11 protein-coding genes, 1 pseudogene and 1 other annotated feature are annotated in these 15,618 nt (G+C 48.5%); all 12 genes and pseudogenes read left to right on the top strand.

Annotation, left to right across the window (positions count from 1 at the left end; genetic code table 11):
* Positions 1-3 precede the first annotated feature (3 nt).
* The 12 genes and pseudogenes from ruvB (at position 4) to ACY2IG_RS12000 (ending at position 15,600) form a co-directional block, all read left to right on the top strand.
* The gene (ruvB, locus tag ACY2IG_RS12055; RefSeq protein ID WP_035406506.1) at positions 4-999 is read left to right on the top strand and encodes a Holliday junction branch migration DNA helicase RuvB; all 996 of its coding nucleotides are present in this window, start codon (positions 4-6) and stop codon (positions 997-999) included.
* Positions 1,000-1,003: 4 nt separating this feature from the next.
* A complete protein-coding gene (gene queA / locus ACY2IG_RS12050; protein WP_214853061.1) occupies positions 1,004-2,044 on the top strand; it encodes a tRNA preQ1(34) S-adenosylmethionine ribosyltransferase-isomerase QueA in 1,041 nt (346 codons plus the stop codon).
* The gene (gene tgt / locus ACY2IG_RS12045) at positions 2,044-3,189 is read left to right on the top strand and encodes a tRNA guanosine(34) transglycosylase Tgt (protein ID WP_029342245.1); all 1,146 of its coding nucleotides are present in this window, start codon (positions 2,044-2,046) and stop codon (positions 3,187-3,189) included. Before queA ends, tgt begins: the two co-directional genes overlap by 1 nt.
* Before the next feature lie 72 nt (positions 3,190-3,261).
* Complete coding sequence (gene yajC, locus ACY2IG_RS12040) at positions 3,262-3,552, top strand: preprotein translocase subunit YajC (protein ID WP_308101811.1); 291 nt, start codon at positions 3,262-3,264, stop codon at positions 3,550-3,552.
* A gap of 156 nt (positions 3,553-3,708) precedes the next feature.
* Positions 3,709-5,917: pseudogene (gene secD, locus ACY2IG_RS12035) on the top strand (protein translocase subunit SecD).
* Between the two features lie 72 nt (positions 5,918-5,989).
* Entirely contained in the window at positions 5,990-8,299 is a 2,310-nt protein-coding gene (gene recJ, locus ACY2IG_RS12030; RefSeq protein ID WP_462617964.1) for a single-stranded-DNA-specific exonuclease RecJ, read from the top strand.
* Positions 8,278-8,796, top strand: a complete 519-nt coding sequence (locus ACY2IG_RS12025) for an adenine phosphoribosyltransferase (protein WP_035406521.1) — start codon at positions 8,278-8,280, stop codon at positions 8,794-8,796. Before recJ ends, ACY2IG_RS12025 begins: the two co-directional genes overlap by 22 nt.
* Positions 8,797-8,937: 141 nt before the next feature.
* Entirely contained in the window at positions 8,938-11,136 is a 2,199-nt protein-coding gene (locus ACY2IG_RS12020; protein WP_056062492.1) for a RelA/SpoT family protein, read from the top strand.
* Positions 11,137-11,150: 14 nt separating this feature from the next.
* Entirely contained in the window at positions 11,151-11,600 is a 450-nt protein-coding gene (dtd, locus tag ACY2IG_RS12015) for a D-aminoacyl-tRNA deacylase (RefSeq protein ID WP_035406526.1), read from the top strand.
* Positions 11,601-11,645: 45 nt separating this feature from the next.
* Positions 11,646-11,867 (top strand) — a binding site (T-box leader).
* A 42-nt stretch (positions 11,868-11,909) separates the two neighbouring features.
* Complete coding sequence (gene hisS / locus ACY2IG_RS12010; RefSeq protein WP_290751770.1) at positions 11,910-13,190, top strand: histidine--tRNA ligase; 1,281 nt, start codon at positions 11,910-11,912, stop codon at positions 13,188-13,190.
* Positions 13,187-14,953: an aspartate--tRNA ligase gene (aspS, locus tag ACY2IG_RS12005; RefSeq protein WP_035406533.1), complete on the top strand. Its 1,767-nt coding sequence runs from the start codon at positions 13,187-13,189 to the stop codon at positions 14,951-14,953. Before hisS ends, aspS begins: the two co-directional genes overlap by 4 nt.
* A 62-nt stretch (positions 14,954-15,015) precedes the next feature.
* Positions 15,016-15,600, top strand: coding sequence for a DNA-3-methyladenine glycosylase (locus ACY2IG_RS12000; RefSeq protein WP_035406536.1), 585 nt, complete (start codon positions 15,016-15,018; stop codon positions 15,598-15,600).
* Positions 15,601-15,618: the final 18 nt, after the last annotated feature.

The following is a 15,618-nucleotide window of genomic DNA, read 5'->3' as shown; positions in this document are numbered from 1 at the left end:
GACATGGAAGAGCGCATTTTGTCAGAATCCGCCCATGCGGAAGATCAAGAAGAGTGGAGTCTGCGTCCTCAGACGCTCGAACAATATATCGGGCAGGAGAAAGCAAAAGGAAACTTAAGTGTCTTCATCGAGGCGGCAAAAATTCGTCAGGAAACACTCGATCACGTTCTTCTCTACGGTCCTCCAGGTCTTGGTAAGACGACGCTTGCGACAATCATCGCAAACGAGATGGGGGTCGGCATCAAGACGACAGCCGGTCCTGCGATCGAACGACCAGGTGATCTGGCGGCAATTCTCTCATCACTTGAGCCGGGAGACGTCCTGTTCATAGATGAGATTCATCGGTTGAGTCGATCGATCGAAGAGATTCTATATCCGGCAATGGAAGACTATTGTCTCGATATCGTCATCGGTCAAGGGGAACTCGCGCGTAGCGTTCGGATCGACTTGCCACCATTTACACTCGTCGGTGCGACGACGCGTGCCGGGATGCTGTCGGCACCGCTACGTGATCGTTTTGGCGTGACGCTGAAGCTTGAATATTATACGATGTCAGAGTTGTCTGCCATCGTGACCCGGACATCACGTCTGTTTGGATTCGAAGCGGATCGTCTCGCAGCAGAAGCGATCGCCCTTCGTTCACGCGGAACACCACGTGTCGCGAACCGGTTGTTACGGCGTGTCCGTGACTTCGCTCAAGTTGCTCATCAAACTGAGATCGATGCCTCGCTTGCGACAAGTGCACTTGATCGCTTGCATGTCGATGCGCTCGGACTCGACGATGTCGACCATCGTTTACTACGATCGCTTGCAGAACGGTTTGCCGGTGGTCCGGTCGGTCTTGAGACGATTGCAGCGACAATCGGAGAAGATGCGCAGACGATCGAAGATGTGTATGAACCATATCTGTTACAACAAGGCTTTTTACAACGTACCCCGCGCGGACGTGTCTTAACACCGTTCGCCCGCCAACATTTAGGACTGAAAGAAGGAAATTGAACCAATGGATGTAAACTTATTTGATTTTCATTTACCAGAAGAACAAATTGCTCAAGTGCCATTGCTCGACCGGACGAGTTCGAAATTGATGGTCCTCGACCGGGAGACAGGTGCGATTCAGCATCAACACTTCCATGATATCGTCGACCACTTCCGGGAAGGCGATACACTCGTCATCAACGATACGAAAGTCTTACCAGCACGTCTCTTTGGTGTAAAGGAAGAGACAGGTGGAAAAATCGAATTGTTGCTCTTGAAGCAGACGAGTGACGATGTTTGGGAAACGCTAGCAAAACCAGCAAAACGAGTCAAGCCAGGTACAATTCTGTCGTTTGGTGACGGATTACTCCGTGCTGAGTGTGTCGAAGCACTTGAAGACGGGGGACGGATTCTGAAGTTTTTCTACGACGGGATTTTCTACGAAGTGCTCGATCAACTCGGAACGATGCCATTGCCGCCGTACATTCATGAACAACTGGAAGATCAAGATCGTTACCAGACGGTCTACGCTCGCGAACGCGGGAGCGCCGCTGCACCAACAGCGGGTCTTCACTTCACACCGGAATTGCTCGAAGCGCTTCAAGCGAAAGGTGTCCGGATCGCACCGTTGACGTTACATGTCGGACTTGGCACATTCCGTCCTGTTTCGGTCGACGACGTCGATAGTCACAAGATGCATAGTGAGTACTACGAATTGCCGGAAAGTTCAGCGGCACTGCTACGCGAAACACGGAAACAAGGCGGACGGATCATCGCGGTTGGTACGACGTCGACGCGAACGCTTGAAACGGTCATCCGTGATCACGGTGACTTCGTCGAAGCAACAGGTTGGACAGACATCTTCATTTTCCCAGGTCAGGAAGTCAAAGGGATCGATGGATTGATCACGAACTTCCACTTACCGAAATCAACATTGATCATGCTCGTGTCCGCGTTATCGACACGGGAACACATTCTGCATGCCTACGAAGAAGCTGTCGCGAATGGCTATCGTTTCTTTAGCTTCGGTGATGCGATGTTCTTAACGAGAGAGGAACGAAACTAATGACAAAACACGCGGTAACATACGAACATATCAAAACATGTAAACAATCCGGAGCGCGGTTAGGAATCGTCCATACGCCGCACGGTAGTTTTGAGACACCGGTCTTCATGCCGGTCGGAACACAAGCGACGGTCAAGACGATGGCACCAGAACAAATCAAGGATATGAACGCGAACATCATCCTCGCGAACACGTATCACCTATGGGTGCGTCCTGGACACGATGTCATCAAGGAAGCGGGCGGTCTGCATAAATTCATGAACTGGGATGGCGCGATTCTCACGGATTCAGGTGGCTTCCAAGTCTTCTCACTCGCTGATCTCCGGAATATTTCGGAAGAAGGCGTTCATTTCCGTAACCATTTAAACGGTGACAAACTGTTCTTATCACCGGAAAAAGCAATGGAAATCCAAAACGCACTCGGTTCAGACATCATGATGGCGTTTGATGAGTGCCCACCATATCCTGCTTCTCACGAGTACATGAAAGCATCTGTCGAACGAACAAGCCGCTGGGCAGAACGTTGTCTTGCAGCGCACGAACGTCCGCACGATCAAGCGCTGTTCGGTATCATCCAAGGTGGAGAATATGAAGACTTACGTCGTCAAAGTGCAAAAGACCTCGTTGCGCTTGATTTCCCAGGGTACGCGGTCGGTGGTCTCTCGGTTGGTGAACCGAAAGATGTCATGTACCGAGCACTCGAATTCACGACACCACTCATGCCAGAAGATAAACCACGTTACCTCATGGGCGTCGGTTCGCCGGATGCGTTGATTGAAGGCGCGATTCGCGGAATCGATATGTTCGACTGTGTCTTACCGACACGGATTGCACGCAACGGAACGTTGATGACATCACAAGGACGTCTTGTCGTCCGAAATGCGAAATATGCACGTGATTTCCGTCCACTCGATGAGAAATGTGATTGCTACGCATGTAAGAATTACTCGCGTTCATACATCCATCACTTGATCCGCGCGCAAGAAACGTTTGGGCTTCATCTTTGTTCGACACACAATCTTCACTTCCTCGTCAAGTTGATGGAAGGCGTTCGCCAAGCGATTCGTGAGGATCGTCTGCTTGATTTTAAAGAAGAATTTTTCGAAGAATACGGTTACAATTTACCGAACGCAAAGAATTTCTAACAAATCGTCTGACAAATCAATCCTTTCACGGTATAATGAACGTGATTTGAATGATAAAAGGAGCTGAATATGATGCAACAATTATTGACATTCCTCCCGATGATCTTGATCTTCGTGGTGTTCTATTTCTTGTTGATCCGTCCACAGAACAAACGCCAGAAGCAAGTGCGTCAGATGCAAACTGAACTTTCACGCGGCGATTCGATCGTAACGATCGGTGGTCTTCACGGGGTTGTCCAAAAAGTTGACGACACGACGGTGACATTGAAGTCAGGAAACGCACAATTGACATTCAACCGAAGTGCTGTGGCAGAAGTGACGAAAAAATCAACAACTGTCATGGGCGACGAAACGGTCGAATAAGGTATTGAAAAGACGCTTTCCGGATTCCGGAGCGTCTTTTCTGTTTATATATGAGAAAAACGTTTGCTAAGATTACCATTTCTTTTGTAAGCTAGGGTAGGAGAACAAAGTTGTCTGAAAATATACTGGGAACTAGAGAAAGGACAATGTAGCATGATCAAGAAAGGGAAACTTGCCACATTCTTCATCGTCGTCATCGCGTTGCTCGTGCTAATCGGTACGACATCGTCATGGTTGCTGAAGGATACGAAGCTTGGCCTTGACCTTAAAGGTGGCTTCGAAGTCTTGTATGAAGTACAACCACTGAAAGAAGGAGACGTCATCGACCAAAATGCGATGAGTGCCACATTGACGGCAATTGAGAACCGTGTCAATGTTCTCGGTGTCTCTGAACCGGATATTCGGATCGAAGGTAACAACCGGATTCGTGTTCAACTTGCTGGCGTCAAGGATCAGACGGAAGCGCGTCAAATCCTATCTTCGACGGCACAATTGTCATTCCGTGACATCAACGATAAGTTGTTGCTTGACGGTTCAGACTTAAAAGCTAAAGGAGCAAAAGTCGGATATGATCCGAATACGAATGAACCACTCGTCGAATTGACGATGAAGTCAAAACAGAAATTTTATGAAGTAACTCAAAAAGTCTCACAAATGCAAGCACCGGCGAACCGCCTTGTCATCTGGCTCGATTACGAAAAGGGTGATACGTACGAAAAAGAGATTCAAAAGAAGAATTCGAAAATCGTTTCGGATGCATCGGTCACTCAACCAATCAACTCGGATAAGGCAATCATTTCCGGTGGCGATATCGATGCCGAGTATGGTAAACAATTGTCCTCAATCCTTAACGCAGGAGCACTGCCGGTCAAACTCGAGGAAATCTATTCGACGTCAGTCTCGGCTGCTTTTGGACAGGATGCACTTGATCAGACACTCTTCGCGTCAGCTATCGGTGTAGCTGCTGTCTTCTTGTTCATGCTAGTGTTCTACCGGATCTCTGGATTAGTTTCGATTATTACCTTGTTGTTCTACATCTATCTCGTCATGATCTTCTTTAACGGGATTAATGCCGTCCTTACATTACCGGGGATTGCGGCACTCGTTCTTGGTGTCGGTATGGCGGTCGATGCGAACATCATCACTGCAGAGCGGATCAAGGACGAATTACGAAGCGGCAAATCCGTCTTATCCGCATTTAAAGCCGGAAACCGTCGTTCGTTCGGTACGATTCTTGATGCCAACTTAACGACATTGATTTCTGCTGGTGTCTTGTACTACTTCGGTACAAGCACGGTCAAAGGATTCGCCATCATGTTGATGGTCTCAATCGCTGTCACTTTCGTCACGAATGTCTTTGTCTCACGTTACCTGATGCAACTCCTTGTCAGTAGCCGATGGTTCGATAAGAAGAAATCATGGTTCGGTGTAAAGGAGAGTGAAATCCGTGAGCTTTAATCCTACGAAATTCGATTACGTCAAACATCGCAAAATCTATTTCGCGATCACGATTGCCCTCGTCATCATTTCGGTACTTTTGCTGTCGTTCCGCGGTCTTAACCTTGGGATCGACTTCTCGCAAGGTACACGCGTCGAGATTTCTTCTGAGAATCAAATCAAGGAAGCCGATGTCCGCTCTGTCATTGAAGAGTCAGGCATTGATGCTGCGGAAATCGATGGCATCCAATTTGCTCAAGGTGGAAAACTAGCGAACGTCACGTTCGTTGGGGAATTCAGCCAAGATCAAATCTCTAAAATGAAACAAACGATTGAAACGGAATATAAGAAAGAACCGAGTATCTCGACGGTTTCGGCGCAAGTTGGTCAAGAAATCGCGCGTAACGCGATTTATGCGGTCTTACTCGCGTCACTTGGGATCGTCATCTATGTCTCGTTCCGATTCCAACCGTTATACGGGATTGCGACAGTGCTTGCACTATTGCATGATGCGTTAATGATCGTCGCCTTCTTCTCGTTGTTCCAAATTGAGGTCAACTTGTACTTCATTGCAGCGATCCTGACGATCATCGGGTATTCTGTCAACGATACGATCGTTACGTTCGACAGGGTTCGAGAAAATCTCGGACTTGCCGAAAAAGGGGGACGAAAAGTTTCGTTCGATGAGTTGGCGCATATCGTCAATGAATCGATTCAACAAACAATCGTCCGTTCGATCAACACCGTCGTGACGGTCATCATGACAGCAGCAGCGCTCTACATCTTCGGTAGCGAAGCGATCCGTGGATTCAGTCTTGCCTTGCTTGTCGGGTTGATCATGGGGATGTATTCTTCGATCTTCATCGCCGCGCAACTCTGGCTCGTCATGAAAGGTCGGACACTGGGTCGGACAAAACGTGCTTCTTAAAAGAGTATCCGCATCAGCTATCGCTGGTGCGGATTTTCTATTATAATGGGGAAGTTGATTGGAGGGTTTGAGATGTACCATGCTAAAAAAACATGGCTTGATAAAGTCATCGATTCAGAACAAATCGAACAATTGACGGCGGATGGCACGATCTCACCGCACGTCGCACAACTACTTGTCCAACGGGGATTCACGACTCGTGAAGCAGCCCGTGATTTTTTAGAAACCGATCAAATGGCATTTCATGATCCATTTGCTTTTAAAGACATGCCAAAAGTCGTCGAACGGATTCAACGTGCCGTCAACGAAGGTGAAATGATTTTAATTTACGGTGATTATGACGTCGATGGTGTGAGTTCCGCGGCGATTCTCTGGCACGCCTTGATTGAAATCGGAGGGATGGCAGAGTGTTATATCCCAAACCGATTCACGGAAGGCTATGGACCGAATGAAGCCGCATTTCGCTGGGCAGCGGAAGAAGGGTTTAGTCTCGTCATCACCGTCGACTGTGGGATTTCCGGTATCCACGAAGCAGATGTCCTGAAAGAACTCGGGGTCGATTTAATCATCACCGATCATCACGAAGCAAAAGAAACGTTACCTGATGCCTTTGCCTTGATCCATCCAGGTGTTGATCCAGCGTATCCGTTCTCGAAACTCGCAGGCGCAGGAGTTGCTTTTAAAGTCGCGCATGCTCTCCTTGATCGTGAACCAGTCGAATTACTCGATCTTGCCGTGCTCGGAACGATTGCCGATCTTGTTCCGCTCGTCGGCGAAAACCGCTTGCTTGCGATTCGTGGCATCGAAGCACTGAACGCAAGTGAACGTCCAGGTATCCTTGCGTTACGTGACGTCTGCAGTTTAACTGAGGACGAACTAACGGAAGAGTCGGTCGGATTTGCGTTCGGTCCACGGATCAATGCAGCAGGTCGTCTTGATTCTGCGATGCCAGCGCTCGAGATGTTGCTAGCAGAAAGTAAAGATGAAGCACTTCATCTCGCGAAACAGCTCGACCAACAAAATAAGCAACGTCAAGATATCGTCAAGCAGATTGCGGAAGAAGCAACGGCGCTTGTCGAGGAACGCTTCAAGGATGACCGCGTCCTCGTCGTCGATGCGGCAGACTGGAACCCAGGTGTCGTCGGGATCGTCGCCTCGCGACTTGTTGAAAAATATCATCGCCCCGTCATCATGCTGTGTCATGATGCTGAAAAAGGAACAGCCAAAGGTTCTGGGCGATCGATTCCAGCCTTTGACCTCTTCGCTGAGCTGACGAAGTGTGAAGATATCTTGCCACACTTCGGAGGACATCCAGCTGCGGCTGGGATGACTTTATCTTCTGATGACGTTGAGACGTTACGTCAACGCTTGAATGAACAAGCGAGCACGTTACCGGATGACGCGTTCATCGCGACAATCGATGTCGACCTACGTCTACACGTTAGTGATGTCTCGATTCAGTTGATTGAAGACATTCAGCGACTGGCACCGTTCGGGATGGGAAACCCCGCGCCACGGATCGTCATTGAGCAGGCGAAGATTCGCGATATGAAACGAATCGGTCGTGATCTGACGCATGTCAAGGCACTCCTATCGGACGACGGGAAGGAACTCGATGCAATCGGCTTCGGCTTCGGCGACCTCGTCGATGAAGTTTCAACCTTATCGGAGATTCACTTGATGGGCAGTCTGAACATCAATGAATGGAATGGTTTCCGTAAACCACAATTGATGATTCAAGACGTCGCTGTCGAAGATGTTCAAGTTTTTGATTACCGTGGAGGTAAGCGTCCGCTGAGCGATCTATTCGCCTTACCGCACGAGACGACGACATTCGTCGCCTTTACCGATGAGATGAAGGAGAAATACACTGAACGTTCGTTGAATGGTCCGATTCGACAAAACATCGTCTTTCTTGACCTGCCGGAAGAGGAAGCAGCATTTTATCCATATGTGCAACAGGCAGAGCGGATTTATTGTGCCTTTAAGGATGAAGGCTATTATTTCGAGACGATTCCATCTCGTGAGGACTTCAAACAGTACTTCCAGTATTTTGCGAAATGTCCACGGGATGAGCTCCGGATAGGTCTCGTACGTTTGTCAAAATCGCGAAAATGGACGAAACGATCGATTAACTTTATGCATTCGGTATTCTCGGAACTTGATTTTCTTGTTACAATGGAGGACGGGCTGCCGGGTGTGAACCCAAATGCTGCAAAACGAGATCTGACGGAAGCACCGACGTACCAGCGTCATGAAGCGCGTCAAGAGCTCGAGCAACAATACATTTATTCGTCACTCGCTCAGTTGAAAGAGCGTTTTGATACTTTGGTAGAAGCGGCGAAGCAGGAGGAAAAGACATGGAGTTCAAACAGCATATAAAAGAGGTCGAGAATTGGCCGAAAGAAGGAATCAGTTTCAAGGACATCACATCACTCATGCAAAACGGACCGGCGTATAAACAATCGGTCGATGCGCTCGTTGAGTATGCACGTAGTAAAGGCGCAGATGTCATCGCAGGTCCAGAAGCACGTGGATTCGTCGTTGGTTGCCCAGCAGCTTACGCGATGGAAATCGGATTCGTTCCTGTTCGTAAAGAAGGAAAATTACCGCGCGAGACAGTCCGTGTCGAGTATGGTCTTGAGTACGGAAAAGACGTCTTGACGATGCACGAAGATGCAATCCAACCGGGACAACGCGTCGTCATCCTTGACGATTTGCTTGCGACAGGTGGTACGATTGAAGCAACGATCCAAATGATCGAAAAATTAGGCGGAACAGTTGCCGGAATCGGATTCTTAATTGAACTCGATGGTCTTGGCGGACGTGAGAAACTCGAAGGATATGACATTCTTTCATTGATTCGCTACGAAGACTGAAGACACTATACTCTCTTGGTACTTGATGACCAAGGGGGTATTTCTTTTTATTTTGACATCTTCTCAAGATTTCACGATAATAAGAATTATATATTAGGGATTCCGTTGCAGACGATCCCGGGGACTGGGTGAGGAAAAGGGATGACAAATAAACAAATCGTAAATGTAGAAGACCTTCTCGCTCGATGTGCGGAATACATGACGCAAGTTGAAGTCAAAGACATCGAACGTGCTTACCAATTCGCGAAAGACGAACATGATGGGCAATTCCGCCGTTCAGGGGAACCGTACATCATTCATCCGGTACAAGTTGCCGGTATCTTAGTCGATATTGGTTTGGATGCAACGACGATCGTCGCTGCGCTTCTTCATGATGTCGTCGAAGATACGGACATTACACTCGAAGAATTATCCGAACGATTCGGATCTGACGTTGCGATGCTCGTCGATGGCGTCACGAAACTCGGGAAAATTAAATATAAATCGAAGCGCGAAGAGTTAGCTGAGAACCATCGCAAGATGTTCATCGCGATGGCGGAAGACATTCGTGTCATCTTGATCAAACTGGCTGACCGTTTGCACAATATGCGGACGTTGCAACATATGGTCAAGGAAAAGCAAGTGCAAAAAGCAGAAGAGACGCTTGAAATCTTCGCGCCACTTGCACATCGTCTCGGGATTTCGACGATCAAATGGGAACTCGAGGACATCAGTTTGCGCTACATCAATCCGCAACAATACTACCGGATCGTTTCGATGATGAAACAAAAACGGACGGAACGAGAAGCGCTCGTTAGTTCGGTTATTGAAGAGGTCAATGAAGTACTCGATGATGTACAGATTGCAGCGGAAGTCGATGGACGTCCGAAGCATATCTATTCCATTTATAATAAGATGCAAAACTCGAAAAAAGAGTTCAGTGAAATCTATGATTTGATGGCTGTTCGCATCATTGTTGACTCAATCAAAGATTGTTACGCTGTACTCGGAATCATTCATACGCAGTATAAACCGATGCCGGGACGCTTCAAGGATTATATCGCGATGCCGAAGCCGAACATGTATCAATCGCTGCATACGACGGTCATCGGACCGAAAGGCGAGCCGCTCGAGGTCCAAATTCGGACGCGAGACATGCATTTCATTGCCGAGTACGGGATTGCCGCTCACTGGGCGTATAAAGAAGGTAAGGAACAGGAAGCAAAATCTGGATTTGAGGATAAGATTGCTCACTTCCGAGAGATTTTGGAGTTACAGAAGGACACGGCAGATGCCGAGGAATTCATGGAATCGGTCAAAGTCGACTTCTTCAGTGACATGCTGTACGTCTTCACACCAAAAGGTGACGTCATCGAGTTGCCGAAAGGTTCTGTTCCGATTGATTATGCCTACCGAATTCATACGGAAATTGGTCACCGGACGATCGGAGCGAAAGTCAACGGACGGATGGTACCGATCGACTATAAGCTAAAGACAGGTGACATCATCGAAATCGTCACGTCGAAGCATAGTTATGGTCCAAGTAAGGATTGGCTCAAGATTTGTGTGTCGAGTCAGGCGAAAAATAAAATCCGTCAATGGTTCAAACGTCAGCAACGCGAAGAGAACGTCTCAAAAGGACGGGAACTGATCGAAGCAGAAGTGAAGAAGCTTGGCTTTGAGCCGAAAGAAGTCATCAATGAGAAGACGCTCGAAGACGTGACGCGGAAGTTCAACTTCTCGCAAGAAGAAGACATGTACGCTGCTGTTGGCTATCATGGTCTGACTGCTGCCCAAGTCGCGCATAAATTAACGGAAAAATTACGCAAAGACAAAGAATCCAAAAATCTAGAACTGAACGAAGCAATCAGTGAGATGAAGACGTTCGATCGTCCGAAAAAGGAAAATCCGGAAGGGGTTCGGGTCAAAGGCATCGATAACATGCTCGTTCGCATGAGTCGTTGTTGTAATCCGGTTCCAGGGGACGATATCGTCGGATATATCACGCGCGGGCGTGGCGTCTCAATTCACCGGACGGACTGTTTGAACGTCATTCACGAACAAAATCCGGAACGTCTGCTCGAGGTCGAGTGGGAACATGAAGGTAAAGCCGTCAAGAGTTATAACGTCGAAATCGAAATTTCTGGATTTGACCGGGCAGGATTGTTGAATGATGTCTTGCAGTCGGTATCTGCAACGAATACGAACATCGTCGCTGTCAGTGGGAAGGGCGACGACAGTAAACAAGCCAAAATCACGATGACGATTGCGATCAATAATGTCAATCATCTACAAAAAGTCGTCGATCGAATTAAACAAATCTCTGACGTGTATGCTGTACATCGCGTCATGATGACGTAAGGAGCGGATCCGTCGTGCGAGTTGTATTACAACGAGTCAAAGAAGCAAGTGTCACAGTCGATCAAAAAATCATCGGTCAAATCAAACAAGGATTTCTTTTGCTCGTCGGTGTCACGCACGAAGACACGATTGATCAGGTGAACTGGTTAGCTGATAAAATCGCAGGACTCCGTGTGTTTGAAGATGAGGAAGAACGGATGAATCGCTCGTTACAGGATGTCGACGGTCAGATTCTATCCGTCTCGCAGTTCACGCTGTATGGTGATGTCAAAAAAGGACGTCGTCCAGCCTTCACGGAAGCGGCGAAACCGGATGTTGCCAATGAGTTGTATGAAGCGTTCAATGAACGTCTTCGTGCGCAAGGACTAACGGTCGAGACAGGTCAGTTCGGTGCCATGATGGATATCGCGCTCATTAATGATGGGCCTGTAACGTTGATTCTTGAAAAAGAAGCAAACGCTTGACAGGAACCGAGAGACGAGGCAATATTAGACGTAACCAAATGATTCATACGACCGAAGACGAAGAGGAGTAATCAAGACCTCGTCTGCTTAGAGAGTCGCCCCTTGGCTGAAAGGGCGAACAGACGAACTCGATGAAAGACCCTTCCGAGGTATCTTCCTGAACCGATAGTAGGGAAGGTCGTACGCAGGCGTTAACTGCACCGAGTGGTCAAATGTGATTTGACAACCAGGGTGGTACCACGGGATCTTCAAGTTCTCGTCCCTTTGCGGACGAGAACTTTTTTGTATTCAAAAAAGGAGGAATTTGAGATGAAATTACCACGCGGTACGTTTGATGTCCTTCCAGGAACAGTCGAACGTTGGCAGTACATCGAACAACAATTACGTGAAATTAGTAAGCGTTACAACTATAAGGAAATCCGGACGCCGATTTTTGAGGAGACAGAACTCTTTAAACGTGGCGTTGGTGAGACGACGGATATCGTTCAAAAAGAGATGTTCATGCTTGAGAAACGCGGAAAAGACCAGTTGACGTTACGCCCGGAAGGAACGGCTGCCGTCGTTCGTTCATTCGTGACAAACAAACTGTTCGGTTCACCGAACCAACCAACGAAATTATTCTACATCGGCCCGATGTTCCGTTATGAACGTCCGCAAGCAGGACGTTTCCGTCAGCTCCACCAATACGGAGTTGAAGCACTCGGAAGTGAACAACCGGCCATCGATGCGGAAGTAATCAGTCTCGCGATGAGCATCTACCGTTCATTCGGATTGAAGCATCTTAAACTGGTCATCAACACGCTCGGGGATAACGAAAGTCGCGCCGCACACCGGGCAGCACTCGTCGAACACTTTAAGCCAGTCGTTCACGAATTATGCCAGGACTGTCAAAATCGTCTCGAAACGAATCCACTTCGTGTCCTCGATTGTAAGGTCGACCGCGATCACCCGAGCATGGCAACAGCACCATCGATTCTCGATTACTTAAACCCGGCATCAAAAGCGTACTTCGACGAAGTGTTGCTTCACTTAGATGCACTCGGTATCGAGTACGTCGTTGATCCAACGCTTGTTCGCGGAATCGACTATTACAATCACACGGCGTTCGAAATCATGTCAGAAGCAGAAGGTTTCGGGGCAATCACGACACTATGTGGTGGTGGTCGTTACAACGGTCTCGTCGAACAGATCGGTGGACCGGCAACACCGGGAATCGGATTCGGAATCGGTATCGAGCGTTTATTGATGGCGCTTGAAAATGAGAACGTCTTACCAGCAGTCGACGATCGAATCGATGTCTTCATCGTCGCGCAAGGCAGTGACGAAGTCGAAAAGACAGCGACACGACTCCTACAATTAATGCGTCTTGAAGGACTTGTCGCGGATCGGGATTATCTCGGTCGGAAGTTCAAAGGACAATTTAAGGCAGCAGATCGCTTGAAAGCACGTTACACGGTCATCCTCGGGGATGAAGAAGTCGAGCGTGGTGCAGCTGCCCTCAAAAACATGGCTACAGGGGAACAGACGGACGTTCCGTTATCAGCAGTCGCTGATACGATCGTCGCGAAATTAAAGGAGGAAGCACAATGATCGGACGCACGCATATGAACGGACAGGTGACAGAAGAAGTCATCGGACAACACGTTCAACTTAAAGGATGGGTTCAAAAACGACGTGACTTAGGAGGATTGATCTTCCTTGATCTCCGTGACCGTAGTGGCATCGTCCAAATCGTCTTCCAACCGGAAAACGAGCAGGCACACCGTCTTGCCGAATCGATTCGTTCGGAATATGTCCTCGATATTAAAGGACATGTCATCGCACGTGAGAATCCGAACCCGAACATCCCGACTGGACAAGTCGAGGTCGTCGCGGATGAAGTCGTCATCTTAAACGCAGCGAAGATGACACCGTTTCCGATCAGTGAAGAAGCGGAGCAGACGTCAGAAGATTTACGTCTCAAATACCGTTACCTCGACTTGCGTCGCCCATCGCTCCAAGAGACATTCCGTCTCCGTTCGAAAGCATCGAACATCATGCGGAACTTCCTCGATGAGCAAGACTTCCTGGAAGTCGAGACACCGATCTTAACGAAATCAACGCCAGAAGGCGCACGTGACTATCTCGTCCCAAGCCGGGTTCACCCGGGCGAGTTCTACGCCTTGCCACAATCTCCACAATTGTTCAAACAATTGTTGATGGTGTCTGGTTTTGAGCGGTACTTCCAAATCGCACGTTGTTTCCGTGATGAAGACTTACGGGCAGACCGTCAACCTGAATTCACGCAAGTCGACATCGAGACAAGCTTCATGGACATCGAAGACTTGTATGCCATGATGGAGTCGATGATGACACGCGTCATGAAAGAAACGCTCGGAAAAGATATCGTGACACCATTCCCACGGATGCCGTATGCAGAAGCAATGAGCCGGTATGGTTCGGATAAACCGGATACACGCTTCGGTCTCGAATTGATCGATGTCGCGGATGCCGTCAAAGGAGCAGGATTCAAAGTATTCGATATGGCACTTGAAGCAGGTGGAGAAGTCAAAGCATTGAACGTCAAAGGTGCAGCTGAACGCTTCTCACGAAAAGACATCGATAAGTTACAAGAATTTACGGCGATTTACGGTGCAAAAGGTCTCGCATGGGTCAAAGTGACAGCGGACGGATTGAATGGTCCAATCGCGAAGTTCTTCGACGAAGAAGCAACCGCTCGCTTGACAGCGGCGACAGATGCGGAAGCAGGCGACTTGTTGTTGTTCGTCGCAGCAAAAGCATCGATCGTAGCAGACAGCTTAGGTGCGCTCCGTCAGAAGTTGGCGAAGGAACTCGACTTAATTGATGAGTCGGTCTTCAACTTCCTTTGGGTGACAGACTTCCCACTTGTCACGTACGAAGAAGAAGATGGTCGTTTCTATGCGAACCACCACCCGTTCACGATGCCGCGTCGTGAGGATCTCGAATTGCTCGAGACGGATCCTGGCAAAGTCCTCGCAGTCGCGTATGACCTCGTCTTAAACGGATATGAGCTCGGCGGTGGATCACAACGGATTTATGAACGGGATATCCAGGAGCGGATGTTCAAGTTGCTTGGCTTCTCAGAAGAAGAAGCAAACGAGCAATTCGGCTTCTTGATGGAAGCATTCGAATACGGAACACCACCACATGCGGGGATCGCACTTGGTCTAGACCGTCTCGTCATGTTACTCGCAGGGCGTTCGAACTTGCGTGATACAATTGCCTTCCCGAAAACAGCATCAGCAAGTGATCTGTTGACGGCAGCACCAAGCCCAGTCTCGGATGCGCAATTGAATGATCTCTCAATTCGTACAGCAGTCAAACAATCTTAAGTCACGACAAGCGAATCTTCCGGTATGGGAGGTTCGCTTGTTTCATGAAGGAGGGCGAACGGATGGAACGACACTTTTTTGAACGGTCTCCAGTTGAAGTCGGACCAGACTTCTTAGGAACACACATCACGGTCGATGAGGTAACGATGCGAATCGTCGAGGTCGAAGCCTATCTCGGTCCTCACGATCAAGCGGCACACTCGTTTTCCGGTAAACCGACGAAACGAACGGCACCGATGTTCGGTCCACCCGGACATTTATATGTTTATTTCACGTATGGTATGCATCACTGTATGAATATCGTTTGTGGACATGAAGGGGAAGGATACGGACTGCTGTTACGAGGTGCCGAAATCATCAGTGGGCACGATCTTGTCGCTGAACGCCGTTTCGGTTGTTCCTACGCAGAATTGACTGCGATTCAACGACGAAATCTCGTCAATGGACCGGCAAAATTATGCCAAGGATTCGGTCTAACGACTGCTGATTCAGGTCAGGATCTTTATCAAGACCGGTTTCGACTCGTTGCCGACCCAGTCGATGCAATCGTCCAGACGACACGCATTGGTATTCCAAATGCTGGAGAAGCGACGGCCTATCCATGGCGTTTTTATGTCGACGCGAGTGAAGGTGTCAGTAAACGTTAAAAAATGGACGCTTCGATC

The organism is Exiguobacterium sp. EF_C8, from assembly GCF_054956715.1.
Note: the sequence above shows the minus strand (reverse complement) of the source record. Positions and strands in the feature narration are given on the sequence as shown.

Coding starts and splice junctions, on each gene's coding strand:
- ruvB (WP_035406506.1), top strand. CDS start 4: ATGGAAGAGCGCATTTTGTCAGAATCCGCCCATGCGGAAGATCAAGAA.
- queA (WP_214853061.1), top strand. CDS start 1,004: ATGGATGTAAACTTATTTGATTTTCATTTACCAGAAGAACAAATTGCT.
- tgt (WP_029342245.1), top strand. CDS start 2,044: ATGACAAAACACGCGGTAACATACGAACATATCAAAACATGTAAACAA.
- yajC (WP_308101811.1), top strand. CDS start 3,262: ATGCAACAATTATTGACATTCCTCCCGATGATCTTGATCTTCGTGGTG.
- recJ (WP_462617964.1), top strand. CDS start 5,990: ATGTACCATGCTAAAAAAACATGGCTTGATAAAGTCATCGATTCAGAA.
- ACY2IG_RS12025 (WP_035406521.1), top strand. CDS start 8,278: ATGGAGTTCAAACAGCATATAAAAGAGGTCGAGAATTGGCCGAAAGAA.
- ACY2IG_RS12020 (WP_056062492.1), top strand. CDS start 8,938: ATGACAAATAAACAAATCGTAAATGTAGAAGACCTTCTCGCTCGATGT.
- hisS (WP_290751770.1), top strand. CDS start 11,910: ATGAAATTACCACGCGGTACGTTTGATGTCCTTCCAGGAACAGTCGAA.
- aspS (WP_035406533.1), top strand. CDS start 13,187: ATGATCGGACGCACGCATATGAACGGACAGGTGACAGAAGAAGTCATC.
- ACY2IG_RS12000 (WP_035406536.1), top strand. CDS start 15,016: ATGGAACGACACTTTTTTGAACGGTCTCCAGTTGAAGTCGGACCAGAC.